Below are 17,854 nucleotides of genomic sequence, written 5' to 3'. Positions count from 1 at the left end.
ACGGCACCAAGTTGCGGCAGCGTGTAGCAGAGGCATTCCAGCACGGCAACCAATTCCCGCGCGAAATACGGGCCTTGTCTGCTTGGATTTGAGGCAGGGAAGGATGCCCCTGCGGCAATCTGTTTCAGGCCCCCGCCCCGGTCCATGCCGCAGTGCAGGATTCGGGGCCGCCCGGCGATCGCACCGCCATCGGCCGAAACCCGCTAGACAGGCTCGGCTTCCGGCTTGCCGATGCCTTCGAGCACGCCCAGCGGCTTGCGCACCGCGGCGCGCAGGCTGGGCCGGATCGGCGCCTGCACCTGTTTCGAGGCTTCGACCATCACCACCCCGGCGGCCATCAGCATCGGCATGGCATGGCCGAACCGCTCCCAGAACGGGCCCGACTTCAGCCAGAACCGGCGCTGCGAGGGCGGCTGGTATAGCACATGCGCCGTCCGCTCGGGGAAGAAGTTCTGTTTCCGCAGCGCGGTTTCCAGCTGGCCGGCGCTGTAGGGCCGGCCGAAACCGAACGGCGTCTTGTCGCGACGCGACCACAGCCCGGCCCGGTTCGGCACGATGAACAGCGCCCGCCCGCCCGGGCCGAGAACCCGCCAGGCCTCTTCCAGCAGGGCCGTGTGCCGTTCGCTGGTATCGAGCCCGTGCATCATCACCAGCTTGTCGACCTGCCCGGTCTCGATCGGCCAGAGCACCTCTTCGCAGAGCACCGCCACATTCGGCGCCCCGGCCGGCCAGGGCATCACCCCCTGCGGCCCCGGCATCAGCGCGATCACCCGGCGCGAGTCCTTCAGATAGGGACGCAGCAGCGGCGCGGCGAATCCGAATCCGACCACGGTCTGCCCCTTGGCCTCGGGCCACCAGGCCTGCATCTGGCCCCGGATCACGCGCTGCGCGGCCCGGCCCAGGTTGGTCCGGTAATAGAAATTGCGCAGATCCTGCACGTCGAGATGCATTGAAACCCTGTGATATCCGGCCCAAGTTACAGACAGAGCTTAGAACAGATGCCCGGAAACACCATGCCCCTCACGCTTGTCACCCTGCCTGTCCGCGATGACAACTATGTCTATCTGATCCATGACGACACCTCGGGCGCAACGGCACTCGTCGATTGCGGTGCGGTCGAACCGATCCTGGGCGCGCTCAAGGACCGGGACTGGACCCTGACCGAGATCTGGCTGACCCATCATCATCACGACCATATCGAAGGCATAGACGAGATCGTGGCCGCCACCGGCGCCCGCATCACCGGTGCGGCGGCGGATGCCGAACGGTTGCCGAAACTCGACCGAGAGGTGGCCGAAGGGCGGGGATTCGACTTTGCCGGCCATCAGGTTCAGGTCTTCGACGTGCCGGGCCACACCGTCGGCCACATCGCCTATTACATCCCCGACCTGAAGGCGGCCTTTACCGCCGACAGCCTGATGGCCCTGGGCTGCGGACGGCTGTTCGAGGGCACAGCTGCACAGATGTGGGACAGCCTGACGAAACTGGCCGCCCTGCCCGACGACACCACGATCTGTTCGGGGCATGAATATACCCAGGCCAACGCCCGTTTCGCGCTGACCATCGACCCCGACAATGCGGCGCTTCAGGCCCGCGCCAGGGCGGTGGATGAAGCCCGCGCCAAGGGCGAGCCGACGGTGCCGACGAGTCTTGCCGAGGAAAAGGCCACCAATCCGTTCCTGCGGGCCGCCGACCCCTTGATCCGGCGCCGGCTCGACCTTAGCTCGGCCTCCGACGCCGAGGTCTTTGCCGAAATCCGGGCCCGCAAGGACCGTTTCTAGGGATGCCCCCACGCGGCCAGGCCTGCCATCAAAAGCGGCAAGAAAGCCGCGATACGGCAGCAGTTGCACTAAAAGTGATCTCGCATTTCGAGAATCCTCTTGAAGCGGGGCCGAGTTGAACCAAACCTTAATCACATGAGACCACGGTTGGCTCGGGGTCAGAGACCCCTTCCGGCCCGAAGACAAGGAGCAGCCAGGTGCCATCATTCTCGAACACGCTGGAACAAGCGATCCACGCGGCCTTGGCCTTGGCCAATGCCCGCCGGCATGAGCTTGCCACGCTCGAGCATCTGCTGCTCGCGCTGGCCGACGAACCGGACGCGGCGCGGGTCATGCAGGCCTGCTCGGTCGATCTGGAAGAGTTGCGCCGCCAGTTGATCGACTTCATCGACGACGACCTGTCGACACTCGTCACCGACGTCGACGGCTCGGAGGCGGTGCCGACCGCCGCCTTCCAGCGGGTGATCCAGCGCGCCGCGATCCATGTGCAGTCCTCAGGCCGCAGCGAAGTGACCGGCGCCAACGTTCTGGTGGCGATCTTTGCGGAACGGGAATCGAACGCCGCCTTCTTCCTGCAAGAGCAGGACATGACGCGCTATGACGCGGTGAACTTCATCGCCCACGGCGTCGCCAAGGATCCCAGCTATGGCGAAACCCGGCCCGTCACCGGTGCCGATGAGGAAGAGGCGGAAACCTCGTCCGACGCGGACGATCCCAAGAAGGAATCGGCGCTGGCGAAATACTGCGTCGACCTGAACGCCAAGTCCCGCAAGGGCGATGTCGATCCGCTGATCGGCCGCGAGCACGAGGTCGAGCGCGCGATTCAGGTGCTCTGCCGCCGGCGCAAGAACAATCCGCTGCTGGTCGGCGATCCCGGTGTCGGCAAGACCGCCATCGCCGAGGGCCTGGCCCGCAAGATCGTCAATGGCGAGACCCCGGATGTCCTGGCGAATGCCACGATCTATTCGCTCGACATGGGCGCGCTGCTGGCCGGCACCCGCTATCGCGGCGATTTCGAGGAACGCCTGAAGGCGGTGGTCACGGAACTGGAGGATCATCCCGACGCGATCCTCTTCATCGACGAGATTCACACCGTGATCGGCGCCGGGGCGACGAGCGGAGGCGCGATGGATGCGTCGAACCTGCTCAAGCCCGCCCTGCAGGGCGGCAAGCTGCGCTGCATGGGCTCGACCACCTACAAGGAGTTCCGGCAGCATTTCGAAAAGGATCGCGCGCTCAGCCGCCGGTTCCAGAAGATCGACGTGAACGAGCCGACGGTGGACGATTCGGTGAAGATCCTGATGGGGCTGAAACCCTATTTCGAAGAGCACCACGACCTGCGCTACACCCAGGACGCGATCAAGGCGGCGGTGGAGCTTTCGGCCCGCTACATCCATGACCGCAAGCTGCCCGACAAGGCCATCGACGTGATCGACGAGGCCGGAGCGGCGCAGCATCTGGTGGCCGAGAGCCGGCGTCGCAAGACCATCGGCGCCAAGGAGATCGAGGCCGTCGTGGCCAAGATCGCCCGGATCCCGCCGAAGAACGTCTCGAAGGACGATGCCGAGGTGCTCAAGGATCTCGAGCGCACGCTGAAGCGCGTGGTCTTCGGCCAGAACACCGCGATCGAGGCACTCGCCTCGGCGATCAAGCTGGCCCGCGCCGGGCTGCGCGAACCGGAAAAGCCGATCGGCAACTACCTGTTCGCCGGTCCCACCGGCGTCGGCAAGACCGAGGTGGCCAAGCAGCTGGCGGATTCGCTGGGTGTGGAACTGATCCGGTTCGACATGTCGGAATACATGGAGAAACACGCGGTTTCGCGTCTCATCGGCGCGCCTCCGGGCTATGTCGGCTTCGATCAGGGCGGTCTGCTCACCGACGGGGTCGACCAGCATCCCCATTGCGTCCTGCTGCTCGACGAGATCGAAAAGGCGCATCCGGATGTCTTCAACATCCTGCTGCAGGTCATGGACCACGGCAAGCTGACCGACCACAACGGCCGCTCGGTGGACTTCCGCAACGTGATCCTGATCATGACCTCCAATGCCGGGGCGATGGAGCAGGCGCAATCGGCGATCGGCTTTGGCCGGGCCCGGCGCGAGGGCGAGGACATGGCGGCCATCGAAAAGACCTTCACGCCCGAGTTCCGCAACCGTCTGGACGCGGTGATCTCCTTCGCGCCGCTGTCGAAAGAGGTCATCATCCAGGTTGTGGACAAGTTCGTCCTGCAACTGGAAGCCCAGCTCATGGACCGCAACGTCCATATCGAGCTGACCCCTGCGGCGGCCGAGTGGCTTGCCGACAAGGGCTATGACGACAAGATGGGGGCGCGGCCCCTGGGTCGGGTGATCCAGGAGAACATCAAGAAACCGCTGGCCGAGGAACTGCTGTTCGGCAAGCTGACCAAGGGCGGTCTGGTGAAGGTCGGCCTGAACACCAAGGACGACAAGCTGGAGCTGACGGTCTCGGAACCGGACAAGCCTCGGATCACCTCGAAGAAACCGCCGCTGCTGACCGCCGACTGACCGGCCGGCCCGAGCGGCACCACGACCTGAACCGCCCCGCCTTCGCGCGGGGCGGTCTTGGTTCAGGGTGCCCCGACGCAGGCTAGTCGCAGGTCAACGCAAGCTCGTATTCGCCGGACTTCAGCACCATCTTGCCGGGGCGCATGTCGTAGACCTTCCCCTCCATCCGGACCTTCGTCTTGTTCCTGCCATTCCAGACCAGCTGGCCGTCGGTGCTCTTGGCGAAATAGTAAACCTGGTCGTTGTCGGCGATCACCTTGGCGCCGGACGAGCCGGTCAGGTAGGTGCGGATCGCGGGCTTGATCGTCCAGTAATCGCCATTCCCCCGAAACTGGCCGTCAAGATAGTACGCCAGCCAGATGTCGAACGGCCTGGAACACCTGTTGCTGATGACGACCTTTCGATTCACGTCGTCGGGCATCGATTTGGGGATCGTCCCACCCCCGCTGTCGCCCTTGCCGGCGGCATCGTCCTTGCAACCGCCCGTGATGGCACAGATGACGGCAATTCCGATCCCGATGCCTGCGCCGATATTCTCGCTTTCCTGCTTGCGGCTCTCATCCAGCGTCAACAGTTTCGACGGAGAGACCCATTCGACCTCCCCGGCCCGGTCCCCTTCGAGTATCTGGATCAGAACCTGGCCATTGCGTTTGTCCAGAACCTTGGCTCGGGGATTGGTGAACTGGCCGAACACGTCATAGTCATAGATCTGATCCGGCGCGATGATCCCGTAATCCACGGCCAATGCTTCACCCGCCAGGGCCAGCGAAAAGACCAGTGACATCAGATTGCGAATTTTCAACGAACTATCCCCCCTTGCCGGGCAAGGCCCACCCCAGTCTCGCGACCCGATGACGTTAGGAAAAGCGAAGCCATCGGGCAAGAAAGATGTCCCCCGGCCGCCCCGCCCCTCGGGGCTGTTCGCCTCCGCGCCGGCTGATAGACTGGAGCGAGACAACGGAAATCGGCCCATGCGCTTGCCAGTCACCCTCGGGGTCATCGCCCTTGCCGTCCCGGCCCAGGCCCGTGACCCGATCCTGTCGCTGCCGGTCGACTGCGTGCTGGGCGAGACCTGCTACGTCCAGAACTACATGGACCACGACCCCTCGCCCGGCGCCGCCGATCTGACCTGCGGACCGCAGAGCTATGACGGTCACAAGGGCACCGATTTCGCGCTTGTCTCGCTGGCCCAGATGCGGGCCGGCGTCGCGGTTCGGGCCGCGGCTCCCGGCACCGTCCGTGCGGTCCGCGACGGCATGGCCGATGTTGCCGCCGACAGCCCCGGGGCGCCGGACATCAGCGGGAGGGAATGCGGCAACGGCGTCGTCGTCAATCATGGCGGCGGCTGGGAGACGCAATATTGCCACCTGAAACAGGGCAGCATCGCGGTGCGCCGGGGCCAGCGGGTCGGCAAGGCCACGGTGCTGGGCGAGGTCGGCCTGTCGGGCGATACCGAGTTTCCGCATCTGCACCTCGGCCTGCGCCATGACGGCGCCGAGATCGACCCGTTCCTGCCGCTCGGCATCGTGCAATGCGGCGTTCCGCCGCCGCCCGGGCTGTGGGAGGACGGACTGGCCTATCAGCCCGGCGGGCTCATCGCCGCGGGAATTGCTTCCGGGGTGCCCGACTTCGCCGCGGTGCTGGACGATGCGTCCAGCCCCGACAGCCTGCCGGGGGACACGCCGGCCCTGGTGGTCTGGGGCACCGCCCACGGCACCCGGGCCGGGGACCGGATACGCCTGACCCTGCGCTCGCCCGACGGCCTGATCCTGGACCGGACCGAAGAGTTGACGCGATCCCGGGCCCGGGTCTATCGGGCCGCCGGGCGCAAGGCGCCGGGAACGTGGCCCGCGGGCCTCTACCAGGCGGAAGTCCTGCTGCTGCGCGACGGGGAGACGCTGGATCGCAAGCAGGTCGCGTTCCGCATCGACCCGCCCTGAGGCCCCCTAGCGCTCGGTCAGCTTCAACTCGATACGGCGGTTGCGGGCCAGGGCCTCGGGACTGTCGCCCGGGTCGATCGGCTGCCACTCGCCAAAGCCGGTCGCGGCCAGCCGCTGCGGCGGGAAATCCAGTTCGTCGACCATGTAGCGCACCACCGACAGCGCCCGGGCCTGGCTGAGCTCCCAGTTGTCGGCAAAGACCCCGCCGGTGATCGGGACCGAGTCGGTGTGCCCGTCGACCCGGATGATCCAGTCGATCCCGGGCGGGATCTCTCCCGAGACCTCGTCGAGGATCGCCTTGACCCGGGCGATCTGCTCGCGCCCGCCTTCGCTGAGTTCTGCCGAACCGGTCTCGAACAGCACTTCCGAGGCAAAGACGAAACGGTCCCCCACCACCCGCACGCCTTCGCGGTCGCCCAGCACGTCACGCAGCCGTCCGAAGAAGTCCGAGCGGTATTTCTCGAGCTTCCTGTTCTCGGCCTCCAGACGCGCATTCTCGGCTGCCTCGGCTTCGCGCAGCTTGCGTTCCGCCAGCGCCGCGCGGGCGAGGGCCGTGTTCAGCTCGTCGGTCTTGAGCTGCAGGGCCACCTGGTTGTCCTTGTCCTTTTCATTGGCTGCGCCGACCACCGCCTGCAGATCGGAAATCTGTTGCCGGAGCTGCGCCACCTGCTGGTTCAGCGCCTCCATCCGGCGCCGGTCCTCGGCGCTTTGCGCCTCCCGCTCGGCCAGTTGATCGCGAGCCTCGGCCAGCAGCGCCGATTGCCGTTCCGCTTCGGTCAGCCTGGTCGCGGCCGCGTTCTGCGCCGCCAGCTTGTCGGCAATCGCCGCCGCCAACCGGGCCTGCAGTTCCTGCGCCGTGCCACGCACCTCGGCCAGTCCGGCAAGCTGCGCTTCGGCTTCGCTCAACCGGGTCTGCGCCGCGGCGTAATCCTGTTTCAGGGTCTCGTTCAGCCCTTCGGCCACCGCCAGTTTCTGCGCCAGATCGGCCCGGGCGGCCCTGGCGTCCTCCAGATCGGCCAGCGCCTTGTCCCGTTCGGCGGCCATCGCGTCGAGCCGCGCCGCAATGGCGTCCTTCCCCTTCAGCGCCGCCGCCAGATCCGCCGCCCCGCTGTCGCGCGCCGCTTCGACCTCGCGCAGCTTGTCCCGGGTTCCGGCCAGATCGGCTACCGCCGCATCGCGGGCCGCCACGGCCTCGGCCAGCTGCTCGCGCAGCGCGTCGCGCTCGTCCGCCACGGCCTCGGCCGCGGTCAGATCGGCCAGCCGCTGCGCAAGCTGCGCGGTCAGGTCATCGGACGCCGCCCGCGCCGCCGCCAGCAGGGTCAGCGTTTCCTCGGCCTTGCGCCGCTGTTCTTCCAGCGCCAGCGTCATCGCGGTCAGTTCGGCATCCGAGCTTTCCAGCTTGCGCCGCAGTTCTTCCGCCGCCGCCGCTTCGGCCAGCCTGGCCTGCTCGGCCTCGGTCAGGGCGCCCTTGGCATCCGCCAGTTGCCGGCGCAGGGCCTCTGCCGCGGCCGCCTCGGCCAGTTTCGCCTTCTCGGCCGCGTCCAGATCATCCTTCATCACCGAAAGGTCCGAACTCAGCACCGAGACCCTGGTCTGCGCCGCCTCCAACTGATCCTTCAGCGCCTGGGCCGCCGCCGCCCGGGCCTGGGCCTCGGCATCCGATTTCTTCAGGCTCTCCTGCAACTCGGCCTTCGCCGCCGCCAGCGCCAGCCGCGTCGCATCAACCTCGGCCAGCTTGTCCTTCAGCTCGCGCTCGGCCGCCGCCTGCATCAGCCGCGTCCTTTCGGCCTCGGTCAGCGCCTCACGCAGCCGCTTGGTTTCGGCCAGTTGCGCCAGCCGCGCCGCCTCGGTCTCGTCCAGCTTGTCCTTGAGGCTCGCCGCCGCCGCCAGGGCTGCCACCCGTTCGGCATCCAGATCGCCGACCTTCTTCTGCAGGGCCTCGACCGCCGCCAATTGCGCCAGTCGTTCCTTGTCCAGTTCTCCGACGCGGGCCTGGAGTGCTTCCAGCGCTGCCGCTTGCCGCAACTGCTCCTGCCCGGCTTCGTCCAGCGCGGACTTCAGACTGGCGACATCCGCCAGCGCCGCATCGCGGGCACCTTCGGTATCGCTGAGCTTCGCCGCCAGTTCGGCCAGCGAGGCCTCGCTTTCGGCATTGCGGTGCCGCAGATCGGCGACCAGAGCATCGACCGCCTCGGCCCGTGCCGCTGCCAACCGCGCCGCTTCGGCCTGCGCGTCGATCTCGTCGCGTGCCTTGGCCAGCGCCAGATCCAGCGCCTCCTTGTCCGACAGCAGTTCGTCCCGCTCGGCAGCCAATGCGGCCCCCTCGGCCCGCGCCTTGTCGCGGTCGGCGATCAGCGACGCGACCTGCGCCTCGAACGAGGTGATCCTTTCCGACTGCTCGGAGATCTTGCCGGCCTGCTCCTCGGTCAGCGAGGTCAGGCTGGCGATCAGGGCATCCTGTTCGCGGGCACGCTGCCCGGCTTCGTCCAGCGAGGCGTCCAGCGCGCCGACCTCGGCCGTCAGTTCGGCGTTCCTGCGTTGCTCCAGCCCCAGTGAAAGCGCCAGATCGTTGACCTGCGCGGTCAGCTCATCCAGCTCGGTCTCCTGCCCGGAGATCGTCTCGCGCAGCATGAACTGGACGATCATGAAGATCGACAGGACGAACATCAGCACCAGCAGCAGCGCCGTCATCGCATCGACGAAGCCGGGCCAGACGGTGCCGGAAATCCCCTTGGAACGGCGCGAGGCGAGAGCCATGGCTCAACCCCTCCGGGCCTGGATCGGCGGTGGCGCGGCCGTCGGTCCCTCGATCCGGCCCAACTGCCGGATCGCCTTTGTCAACGCCGCCAGATCGGTGCGCAGATCGGTCAGGCTTTCCTGCCGACCGGCCGACATTTCCTCGAGTATCCGCAGAAGCTGCACATCGATCGAGCGCAGGCGCATCCGGCTCTCGGCATCCACATGCGGCCCGCCGGCATCGCGCATCGCCTCCGCCGCGCGGTCGCGATCGGCTTGCCGCTCGGCCTCGGCCCGGGCCTCGCGCGCTTCCTGTGCTTCGGACTGGGCCTCGATCACCGAAATCAGCCGTTCCTGCGCCTCGGCCACCCTGGTCAATGCCGGGCCGGCGGTATCCTCTGCGGGCCTCGTCTCGATCTGTTCGGTCAACCGCGCCGTCAGTTTCTCGACCGAGGCGATCAGTTGCCCCAGCCTTTCGTCCGCCAGCGACCGGTTCACATCCGAATTGGTGAGCAGCGCCTGCAACGCATCCATCTGTTCGGACATGTGCTCGGCAAAGGCGCTGATGACGGCGGTATCGGCGCCCCCCTCGCCCTCGGCCGAGGCGAATCCCAGCCGGGTGATCGACGACAGCCATTCCTCCAGTTCGCGGTAGAACCGGTTCTGGCCGTGGTTGGCGAACAGTTCCAGAAGGCCGATGATCAGCGACCCCGCCAGCCCCAGCAGCGACGAGGCAAAGGCCGTCCCCATGCCGCCAAGCTGCGCCTCCAGCCCGGTCATCAGGCGCCCGAAAATCTCGGTCGCCCCCTCGCCATCCTTCGGCGCCAGCGAGCGGATTGTCTCGACCACCGCCGGAACAGTTGTGGCCAAGCCATAGAATGTCCCCAGAAGACCCAGGAAAATCAGCAGGTTGGAGATATAGCGCGTGATGTCCCGGGCTTCCTCGATCCGGGTGGTGACCGACTCGAGGATCGAACGCGACGACGAGGACGAGATCTGCACCCGCGCACCGCGCTGCCGCATCAGCGCCGCCAGGGGCGCCAGCAGCCGGTTCGGCTTGCGGTCGCCCGGCACCGCGCCTTCGCGGGTGAAGGCCATGATCCAGCGGACCGCGCCCACCAGTTCGACGACCTGCCAGACACAGGCGATCAGCCCGACCGTGAAGACAAACAGGATGAAGCCGTTGAGATAGGGGCTGGACAGAAAGACCGGCGCGACCCGGGGATAGGCGACATAGCCACCAAAGCCGAACAGGGCCAGCGCGACCAGCATCATGGTCACCTGACGGATCGGCTGGGAAAAAAACGGCTCGACCTCGCGGTCCGGCTGGCTCATGCGCTCCGGTCCTGGAACATTCTCATTGCAGTGCAGAATAGGCGGTTCCGCCTGAAGTTCCAATGAACAAAGCAGTTAGAAAGATTTCATGGCCCGGTGCGGTCGCGCCCCGGGCATTGCGGGCGGGACCGGCGAAGATGCCTCAACCACCGGTCAGATGCCGCACCCGTGCGCTCAGCCACTCCAGATCGGCATCGCCGATCCCCAGTTCGGACAGATGTGCGACAGTCTGATGCAGATAGGCATCGTTCGGCCCGCGCCCGCCAGCCGCCCGGGCGATGATCCCGGCCTGTTCCTCCAGCGCCAGCCCGCCGCAATACTGCGCATGGTTGCGGTCCACCACGAAGCAACGCGCCGCGACCGTGGCGCCGCTGCCGATCAGCCGCACCGGGTGATGCTCTTCCAGATAGGCCGAGGAAATCAGTTCGCGTTCACGCAGATAGGCCGTCACCGCGTCCTCTTCGGCCTCGGCCACCCGAAGCGCCACACCCTTGCAGGTCGCCCCCGGGTCGGCATCCAGCGCCAGCACGAGGCCGGGCGCCTCGGGCGTGCCGCGGTGATGGATCGAGCGCATGCAGAAGCTGCGCGCGAAACCGGGCAGTTCCGCCACCTGCCGCTCGACCGGCGTGAAACCGGGATTCCAGACCAGCGACCCATAGCCGAACACCCAAAGCGCCATCACTTCCCCTCCGTTGCCGCCCCCTATATGCAGAAGCCCTGAAACGGGAAAGAGTGCGATGCGGAAACTGTTCTGGGCCATCTTGGTGCTGGCGGCGCTGTATGCCGGCTATTGGCTGGTCGGCTCGCGGGCGCTGAAACACGCGCTGGACAACTGGGTCGAAACCGAGCGCGCCGACGGCGTCACGGTGGATTACGACAGCCTGACGGTGCAGGGCTTTCCCAGCCGGTTCGACGTGTCGGTCTCGAATCTCGACTTCTACGATCCGCATAGCGGCATGGGCTGGAAAACGCCCTTCTTTCAGGCGCTTGCCCTCAGCTACCAGCCGCAACACTATATCGCGGTCTGGGACCACAGCCAGACCCTGCGGCTGCCCATCGGCGATGTCGGCGTCCGCTCCGACGACCTGCGCGCCAGCCTGGTCTTTACGCCCGGGCTCAGCTTCCAGCTGAACCGGATGTCTCTGGTCGGGGCCGGCATGGTGATCGACCCCGGCGACGGGCTGGACTTTGCCGCCAAGACCCTGCGCTTCGCCACCGAGAAGGCGCCGATCTCGGATTACGGCCATCACATCGGCCTTGACGTGGCGGAACTGCGGATGCCGCGCCTGCTGCGCGAGCAATGGGACCTGGGCGGCGACATGCCCGACACGCTGGACCACCTGCATCTGGACGCAACGCTGGACTTCGACGGCCCGCTGGACCGCCACGCGATCGAGGACACGCCGCCGCAAATCACCCATATCTCGGTCGCGCCAAGCGCCGTGACCTGGGGGCCGCTGGACCTGCGGCTCAGCGGTGACATCGCGGTGGACGCCGGGGGCCAGCTTGACGGCAGCCTGACCATCGAGGCCAGCCAGTGGCGCCGGATCCTCGATCTCGCGGTCAAGGCGGGGCTTGTGCCAGAGGCCAACCGGGCGATGGTCGAGGCGGCTCTGACCTTCGCGGCCGCCGCCTCTCCGGACCCCGAGAACTTCTCGGCGCCGCTGACCTTTTCCGGCGGCAAGATGTCGATCGGCGCCCTGCCGCTGGGCGCCGCACCGGTCCTGAAACTGCAATGACCCTGCCGCTGCTGCGCAACCGCGACGCGCGGCGGCTGTTTCTTGACCGCCACGCGCTGTGCGATGGCGGTGGCCCGGCCAGCGGCGCGGCGCTGCTCGACCTGATCCGGCGGCTGGGCTTCGTGCAGGTGGATTCGATCAACACCGTCGCCCGCGCCCATCACATGATCCTGCACGCCCGCCGCACCGCCTATCGGCCCCCGGCGCTGACCCGGCTGACCGAAACCGACCGCGCCCTGTTCGAGCACTGGACCCATGACGCCTCGATCATCCCGATGGAGTTCTATCCGCACTGGAAGCTGCGCTTCGCCCGCGCGGAAACCCGGCTGCAGGCACGCTGGACCAACTGGCACGGCCCCGAGTTCGACCGCGAGACCGGGGCGGTTCTGGAGCATGTCCGCGCCCATGGTGCCTGCGGCACGGCAGATGTCGGCAGCGGCGAAGAGCGCAAATCCGGTGGCTGGTGGGAATGGAATCCCTCGAAGACGGCGCTGGAATACCTCTGGCACACCGGGCAATTGGCGATCGCCCGGCGCGAATCCTTCCGCAAGGTCTATGACCTGACCGAGCGGGTGGTGCCCGAGCCGCATCTCTCGACCACCCATCCCGAAAGCCACACGATCGACTGGGCCGCCGGCGCGGCGCTGGACCGGCTGGGCTTCGCCACCTCGGGCGAGATCGCCGCCTTCTGGGCCAAGATCACCCCCGCCGAGGCCAGGGATTGGTGTGCGGCGGCGCTGGCGCGGGGCGAGATCATCGAGATCGCCGTCGAAGGTGCCGACGGCAGCCGGCGCCGCAGCTTTGCCCGGCCCGATGTGCTGGACCGGGCCGCCGAGGCGTGCGAGCCGCCGGGGCTGGTCCGCGTGCTCTCGCCCTTCGATCCGGCGCTGCGCGACCGGGCCCGGGCCCAGCGGCTGTTCGGCTTCTTCTACCGGATCGAGGTCTTCGTCCCGGCGCCGAAACGCAAATGGGGCTATTACGTCTTTCCGGTGCTCGAGGGCGACCGGCTGATCGGCCGGATCGACATGAAGGCCGAGCGCGACGCCGACCGGCTCCATGTCACGGCCTTCTGGCCCGAAGCCGGGGTGAAGCTGGGCCGCGCCCGGCTGGCCCGGCTCGAGGCCGCGCTCGACCGGACGAGACGTCTGGCCGAAGTGGCCGAGGTCAGCTTTGCCAGGGACTGGCAGCGCGAGACGCTGAGCTAGGCACCGGCGGAAAGCGCAGAAGTGGAAGCGCACCTGCTCCGACGGCCACACCCCTGCGTCAGCGGCAGTAGCTGCCGCTCCGGTAGGTCGCCGTATCGAAGTGGAAATGGTCCTGGTGATAGCGGTTCGCCGCAGGGCCCAGAACCGTGCCGAATGGCCCGCAGGCCGCCTTGTGCAGCGCCTTGAGCAGCGGCCCCTGCCGGGCGTCGCGCCAGCCCTTCAGGACCGACAGGACGCTGCCGTTCTTCAGGACGATGCCGGAGATGTCGATCGCCTTGCCGCGCCCGTGTTCCGAGATCTTTGCGCCCTTGACGTTGTTGCGCGGCCGGCAGGCGTAATGCGCCGCCACCTGCAACTTCGCCACACCGCCGCCACGCTTGCCGATGGTCGGCACGACGGCCTTGCCGACCCAGGACGACAGCGCCTCGGCGGTCGCACAGTCCATGATCGCCGGCACCGACAACGCGACGCCTTCGACCGAGGTCACCCGGACCGGCTCGGCCACGCCACAGCCCTTGACCGAGGCGGAAATGCGCGTCACAGCGGCGCCCTCGACCCCCGGCAGGCCGCAGACAGAGCCTGCCTTGCGGGCCGCCTTCCCGGCCGGCTGCACCCGCAGCCCCGCAGGCTGCGCCGCGAAGGTCTTCTGCAGACCTTTCGGCCGCGCAACGGGCCGAAGCGACCGTGCAACCGCGTGGACACTGGCGCTGGCCGCCTTGCTGGCCGCAGCCACCGCCGCCACCGGGGCAACCCCGTCGGCCGGCCGCGGCGCCGCTGCCGCGACCTCTTCCGTCAGCGCCCGCCAGCGCGGCAGGGGGGATCGTTCCGGCGCCTCGGCCCAAGTCCCTCCGGAACCGCCCAGCCCCGCGACAAGAAATGTCAGGGCGCCGAATGCCGACAGGCCCGGCCGCGACCGGCCGCCCCGGGTCATGTCCCGCCGCTCCGGCCAAAGTCCGGCTTGTCGGTATCCTGTCCGGCGTCGATGATGCCGCGCCGGATCGCCCGGGTGCGGGTGAAATAGTCGTGCAGATGCTGCCCGTCGCCCAGCCGGATCGCCCGCTGCAGGGCAAACAGCTCTTCGGTGAACCGGCCCAGGATTTCCAGGGTCGCATCCTTGTTGGTCAGGAAGACATCGCGCCACATCGTCGGGTCCGAAGCCGCGATCCGGGTGAAGTCGCGGAACCCGGCCGCCGAGAACTTGATCACCTCGCTGTCGGTCACCCGGCTCAGGTCGTCGGCGACCCCGACCATCGTGTAGGCGATCAGGTGCGGCGCATGGCTGACCACGGCGCAGACCAGGTCGTGATGATCGACATCCATCTGCTCGACATTCGAGCCGAGCGCGTTCCAGAACCTGGTCAGCCGCGCCACCGCCTTCGGATCAGCTTCCGGTGCCGACACCATCAGGCACCAGCGGTTGTCGAACAGTTCGGCAAAGCCCGAACGCGGCCCCGAATGCTCGGTCCCCGCCATCGGGTGCGAGCCGACGAAATCCACGCCTTCGGGGATATGCGGCAGCACCGCATCGAGCACCGCGCGCTTGACCGAGCCGACATCGGTCACCGTCGCGCCCGGGGCCAGATGCGGGCCGATCTCGGCGGCGATCGCGCCCATCGCACCGACCGGCGTTGCCAGCACCACCAGATCGGCGCCGGCCACGGCCTCGGTGGCGGTCTCGACCACCCGGTCGCAAAACCCCAACTCGGCCGCAACCGACCGGGTCTCGGCCGAACGTGCGGTGCCGACGATCTCGCCCGCCACCCCGGCGCGGCGCATCGCATGCGCCATCGACGAGGCGATCAGCCCCAGGCCGATCAGCGCCACCCTTTGATAGATCATTCCGTCGTCCCTTCGGGCATCGCCGCCACGGGTTGCCCCTGCGCCGCCTTGAACTGGGCCACCGCATGGGCGACCCGGCGGCAGGAGGCTTCATCCCCCACGGTGATCCGCAGGCAGTTCGGCAGCCCGTAGCCGGCGACCTGCCGCACGATGATCCCCTGGTCCTGCAGATAGCGGTCGCAGGCCTCGGCCTCGGCCCGGTCGGCAAAGCGCGCCAGGATGAAATTGGTGCAGGAGGTGTCCGAGGGCACTCCGACCTCGGCCAGCGCCTTGGCCAGCCAGGCCCGCAGCCGCGTGTTCTCGGCCAGCGACCGGTCGATATGCTCGCGGTCGCCCAGAGCCGCAATGGCGGCCGCCATCTGCGGTTCCGACAGGTTGAACGGCCCCCGGATCCGGTTCAGGACGTCGATCACCTCCTGCGGGCCATGGCCCCAGCCGACCCGCAGCCCGCCCAGCCCGTAGAGCTTCGAGAAGGTCCGGGTCATGAAGACGTTGTCGCGGGACTGCATCACCGACAGCCCGCCGTCATAGCCTTCGACGAATTCGGCATAGGCGCCGTCGAGGACCAGCATCACGTGGTCGGGCAACCCGTCGGCCAGCCTCGCAAGGGCATTGCCGCCGATCATCGTGCCGGTCGGATTGTTCGGGTTGGCCAGGTAGACGAGCCGGGTCTTCGGAGTCACCGCCGCCAGGATCGCCTCGACATCGGTCACCCGTTCGCGCTCCTCGACCACCACCGGCCTGCCGCCGGCGGCCCTGGTCACGATCGGATAGACCATGAACCCGTGCCGGGTCATGATCGCCTCGTCGCCCGGACCGATATAGGCCTGTGCCAGCAGATGCAGGATCTCGTCCGAACCGACGCCGCAGATGATCCGGGCCGGATCGATGCCATGCGCGGCGCCGATCGCCTCGCGCAGGGCGCGGTGGTCGGTGCCGGGATAGCGATGCAGGTTGAAGGCGGCGCGGTGATAGGCCTCGATCGCCTTCGGACTGGGGCCGAACGGGTTTTCGTTGGCCGACAGTTTCACCGGCTCGGTCCCCGGCGAGGCGCTTGCCTTGCCGGCCACATAGAGTTCGATATCCAGTATGCCCGGCTGCGGGCGAAGCGACAGAGGCATGGGGCGGGTCCTGGGCAGCACCTTTACAGGCGCCCTTCTAGCGGTGCCGGCGGGATGTGACCAGCCTTGGCGTTCCGTCACCGTCGCGGCGGCCCCCGGCCCGAGCCCCGCCATCCGCTTCACCGGACAAATATCCCCGCCGGAGGCAGCCCGAGTGCCAGAGCCGAAGGCGGCGGCACGAGAGATCGCCTGACGGCGCAGCCGTCTCAATCCTGCCGGTGATAGGGATCCTTCGGGCCGCGATCCTCGGACAGCGAGTCCTGGCGCCGGGCCACCAGCAGTTCGATCGCGTCGGCCAGGTGCTCTTCCCGGATATTGGCATCGCCGCGCGCCACCCGCAGCCGGTGCGCCTCGATCATCACCTCGGCATGGCGGCAGCCTTCCGGCGGTTCGAACCGGTAGCAGGCCAGTTCGATCAGCAGGCCCAGCGGGTCCTTGAAATAGATCGAATCCATGAAGCCCCGGTCCTTCGGCCCGCTGTGGCCGATGCCGCGCGCCTCCAGTCGCTTCACCGCCTGGGAAAAGGTCGCCTTCGACACCGTGAAGGCAATGTGATGCACCGCTCCGGTCACGGTCGGCGTGCGGCTGCGATCGGCGGCGCGGGACTCGTTGGTGAAGACGGTGATGAGCCGCCCGTCGCCGGGATCGAAATAGAGATGGCCCTCATCCGGGTTGTCCAGATTGGGCTGATCGAAGAGGAACGGCATGCCCAGCACGCCCTCCCAGAAATCGATCGACCCCTGCCGGTCCGCCCCCATCAGGGTGATGTGATGCACGCCTTGCGACTGGAGCTTCTGCATGGCTCGTCCCCCCTCGATCCGGGTTCGAGCATAGCGCCGGGGGCCGGAAAGCGAAACGCCGCGCTTCTTGCGAAGCGCGGCGCCGGAATTCGGGACATGATCCGTCCGGATCAGTTCTTGGCGTAGTATTCCACGACCAGGTTCGGTTCCATCTGCACCGGATAGGGCACATCGCCCAGGCTCGGGGTGCGGACGAAGGTCGCGGTCATCTTCGAATGATCGACCTCGATGTAATCCGGCACGTCCCGCTCGGACAGCTGCACGGCTTCCAGGACGATGGCCAGTTGCTTCGACTTCGGCCGGACCTCGACCACATCGCCCTCGCGCAGCCGGTAGCTGCCGATGTTCACCGGCTTGCCATTGACCAGCACATGGCCATGGTTGACGAACTGGCGCGAGGCAAAGACCGTCGGCACGAACTTGGCGCGGTAGACCACGGCGTCGAGACGACGCTCGAGCAGGCCGACCAGGTTTTCCGAGGTGTCGCCCTTGACCCGGGCAGCTTCGGCGAAGATCCGCGCGAACTGCTTTTCGGTCAGGTCGCCGTAGTAGCCCTTGAGCTTCTGCTTGGCGCGGAGCTGCAGACCGAAGTCCGAGATCTTGTTCTTCCGGCGCTGGCCGTGCTGGCCGGGGCCGTATTCACGCTTGTTGACCGGGGATTTCGGACGGCCCCAGATGTTCTCGCCCATCCGGCGGTCGAGCTTGTGCTTGGCAGAGGTGCGTTTGGTCACCGCTGATCTCCTTCTTGCGGGCAAAGCGGCCCGCGATTGCGAAGGGCGTTGTCCTTTCCGGGTCTCCCCGGCGACAGGTTTCCCCTTGCGGGGTCCACCAAC

15 protein-coding genes are annotated in these 17,854 nt (G+C 67.5%); 5 read left to right on the top strand and 10 right to left on the bottom strand.

Going from position 1 to position 17,854, the window contains the following annotated elements; genetic code table 11:
- Positions 1–203: 203 nt before the first annotated feature.
- Positions 204–950, bottom strand: a complete 747-nt coding sequence (locus NUW50_RS01310; protein ID WP_258287250.1) for a class I SAM-dependent methyltransferase — start codon at positions 948–950, stop codon at positions 204–206.
- Between the two features lie 63 nt (positions 951–1,013).
- Between NUW50_RS01310 and gloB the strand changes: the two genes are divergently transcribed.
- Together gloB and clpA are read left to right on the top strand one after the other, a co-directional pair.
- Positions 1,014–1,781, top strand: coding sequence for a hydroxyacylglutathione hydrolase (gene gloB, locus NUW50_RS01305; RefSeq protein ID WP_258287249.1), 768 nt, complete (start codon positions 1,014–1,016; stop codon positions 1,779–1,781).
- A gap of 197 nt (positions 1,782–1,978) precedes the next feature.
- Complete coding sequence (gene clpA, locus NUW50_RS01300) at positions 1,979–4,306, top strand: ATP-dependent Clp protease ATP-binding subunit ClpA (protein ID WP_258287248.1); 2,328 nt, start codon at positions 1,979–1,981, stop codon at positions 4,304–4,306.
- 82 nt (positions 4,307–4,388) lie between these two features.
- Here the strand turns inward: clpA and NUW50_RS01295 are convergent, their stop codons facing one another.
- Positions 4,389–5,108 carry a hypothetical protein gene (locus tag NUW50_RS01295; protein WP_258287247.1) on the bottom strand — a complete coding sequence of 240 codons (720 nt, stop codon included), beginning with the start codon at positions 5,106–5,108 and terminating at the stop codon, positions 4,389–4,391.
- A gap of 169 nt (positions 5,109–5,277) precedes the next feature.
- On the opposite strand from NUW50_RS01295, the gene NUW50_RS01290 reads away from it, so the two are divergent.
- The gene (locus tag NUW50_RS01290; protein ID WP_258287246.1) at positions 5,278–6,246 is read left to right on the top strand and encodes a M23 family metallopeptidase; all 969 of its coding nucleotides are present in this window, start codon (positions 5,278–5,280) and stop codon (positions 6,244–6,246) included.
- Between the two features lie 6 nt (positions 6,247–6,252).
- Here the strand turns inward: NUW50_RS01290 and NUW50_RS01285 are convergent, their stop codons facing one another.
- The 3 genes from NUW50_RS01285 to NUW50_RS01275 all read right to left on the bottom strand — a co-directional run bounded on the left by NUW50_RS01285 (position 6,253) and on the right by NUW50_RS01275 (position 10,996).
- Complete coding sequence (locus tag NUW50_RS01285; protein ID WP_258287245.1) at positions 6,253–9,003, bottom strand: peptidoglycan -binding protein; 2,751 nt, start codon at positions 9,001–9,003, stop codon at positions 6,253–6,255.
- A 3-nt stretch (positions 9,004–9,006) separates the two neighbouring features.
- Positions 9,007–10,317 carry a biopolymer transporter ExbB gene (locus tag NUW50_RS01280; protein ID WP_258287244.1) on the bottom strand — a complete coding sequence of 437 codons (1,311 nt, stop codon included), beginning with the start codon at positions 10,315–10,317 and terminating at the stop codon, positions 9,007–9,009.
- A 142-nt stretch (positions 10,318–10,459) separates the two neighbouring features.
- Positions 10,460–10,996 (bottom strand): gamma-glutamylcyclotransferase, encoded by a 537-nt coding sequence (locus NUW50_RS01275; protein ID WP_258287243.1) that lies wholly within the window; start codon positions 10,994–10,996, stop codon positions 10,460–10,462.
- 58 nt (positions 10,997–11,054) lie between these two features.
- Here NUW50_RS01275 and NUW50_RS01270 point away from each other — a divergent pair, with 58 nt between their 5' ends.
- The gene (locus tag NUW50_RS01270) at positions 11,055–12,056 is read left to right on the top strand and encodes a DUF2125 domain-containing protein (protein WP_258287242.1); all 1,002 of its coding nucleotides are present in this window, start codon (positions 11,055–11,057) and stop codon (positions 12,054–12,056) included.
- The gene (locus NUW50_RS01265) at positions 12,053–13,261 is read left to right on the top strand and encodes a winged helix-turn-helix domain-containing protein (RefSeq protein ID WP_258287241.1); all 1,209 of its coding nucleotides are present in this window, start codon (positions 12,053–12,055) and stop codon (positions 13,259–13,261) included. The genes NUW50_RS01270 and NUW50_RS01265 overlap by 4 nt, the downstream gene beginning before the upstream one ends.
- 58 nt (positions 13,262–13,319) lie before the next feature.
- Here NUW50_RS01265 and NUW50_RS01260 read toward each other — a convergent pair whose 3' ends face one another.
- The 5 genes from NUW50_RS01260 to rpsD form a co-directional block, all read right to left on the bottom strand.
- Positions 13,320–14,192, bottom strand: a complete 873-nt coding sequence (locus tag NUW50_RS01260; RefSeq protein ID WP_258287240.1) for an extensin-like domain-containing protein — start codon at positions 14,190–14,192, stop codon at positions 13,320–13,322.
- Positions 14,189–15,100: a prephenate/arogenate dehydrogenase family protein gene (locus NUW50_RS01255; RefSeq protein ID WP_258287239.1), complete on the bottom strand. Its 912-nt coding sequence runs from the start codon at positions 15,098–15,100 to the stop codon at positions 14,189–14,191. Before NUW50_RS01255 ends, NUW50_RS01260 begins: the two co-directional genes overlap by 4 nt.
- Positions 15,097–16,221, bottom strand: a complete 1,125-nt coding sequence (gene hisC / locus NUW50_RS01250; RefSeq protein ID WP_258287238.1) for a histidinol-phosphate transaminase — start codon at positions 16,219–16,221, stop codon at positions 15,097–15,099. The genes NUW50_RS01255 and hisC overlap by 4 nt, the downstream gene beginning before the upstream one ends.
- 206 nt (positions 16,222–16,427) lie before the next feature.
- A complete protein-coding gene (locus tag NUW50_RS01245; RefSeq protein ID WP_258287237.1) occupies positions 16,428–17,021 on the bottom strand; it encodes a VOC family protein in 594 nt (197 codons plus the stop codon).
- 110 nt (positions 17,022–17,131) lie between these two features.
- Entirely contained in the window at positions 17,132–17,752 is a 621-nt protein-coding gene (rpsD, locus tag NUW50_RS01240) for a 30S ribosomal protein S4 (RefSeq protein WP_258287236.1), read from the bottom strand.
- Positions 17,753–17,854 lie beyond the last annotated feature (102 nt).

Source organism: Frigidibacter sp. ROC022 (genome assembly GCF_024723735.1).
In the GTDB taxonomy this organism is placed as follows: domain Bacteria; phylum Pseudomonadota; class Alphaproteobacteria; order Rhodobacterales; family Rhodobacteraceae; genus SLM-1.
Note: the sequence above shows the minus strand (reverse complement) of the source record. Positions and strands in the feature narration are given on the sequence as shown.

Bases quoted from the DNA above. Each gene is read 5' to 3' on its own strand.
- NUW50_RS01310 (WP_258287250.1), bottom strand. From the start codon at position 950: ATGCATCTCGACGTGCAGGATCTGCGCAATTTCTATTACCGGACCAAC.
- gloB (WP_258287249.1), top strand. From the start codon at position 1,014: ATGCCCCTCACGCTTGTCACCCTGCCTGTCCGCGATGACAACTATGTC.
- NUW50_RS01290 (WP_258287246.1), top strand. From the start codon at position 5,278: ATGCGCTTGCCAGTCACCCTCGGGGTCATCGCCCTTGCCGTCCCGGCC.
- NUW50_RS01285 (WP_258287245.1), bottom strand. From the start codon at position 9,003: ATGGCTCTCGCCTCGCGCCGTTCCAAGGGGATTTCCGGCACCGTCTGG.
- NUW50_RS01280 (WP_258287244.1), bottom strand. From the start codon at position 10,317: ATGAGCCAGCCGGACCGCGAGGTCGAGCCGTTTTTTTCCCAGCCGATC.
- NUW50_RS01275 (WP_258287243.1), bottom strand. From the start codon at position 10,996: ATGGCGCTTTGGGTGTTCGGCTATGGGTCGCTGGTCTGGAATCCCGGT.
- NUW50_RS01270 (WP_258287242.1), top strand. From the start codon at position 11,055: ATGCGGAAACTGTTCTGGGCCATCTTGGTGCTGGCGGCGCTGTATGCC.
- NUW50_RS01265 (WP_258287241.1), top strand. From the start codon at position 12,053: ATGACCCTGCCGCTGCTGCGCAACCGCGACGCGCGGCGGCTGTTTCTT.
- NUW50_RS01260 (WP_258287240.1), bottom strand. From the start codon at position 14,192: ATGACCCGGGGCGGCCGGTCGCGGCCGGGCCTGTCGGCATTCGGCGCC.
- NUW50_RS01255 (WP_258287239.1), bottom strand. From the start codon at position 15,100: ATGATCTATCAAAGGGTGGCGCTGATCGGCCTGGGGCTGATCGCCTCG.
- hisC (WP_258287238.1), bottom strand. From the start codon at position 16,221: ATGCCTCTGTCGCTTCGCCCGCAGCCGGGCATACTGGATATCGAACTC.
- NUW50_RS01245 (WP_258287237.1), bottom strand. From the start codon at position 17,021: ATGCAGAAGCTCCAGTCGCAAGGCGTGCATCACATCACCCTGATGGGG.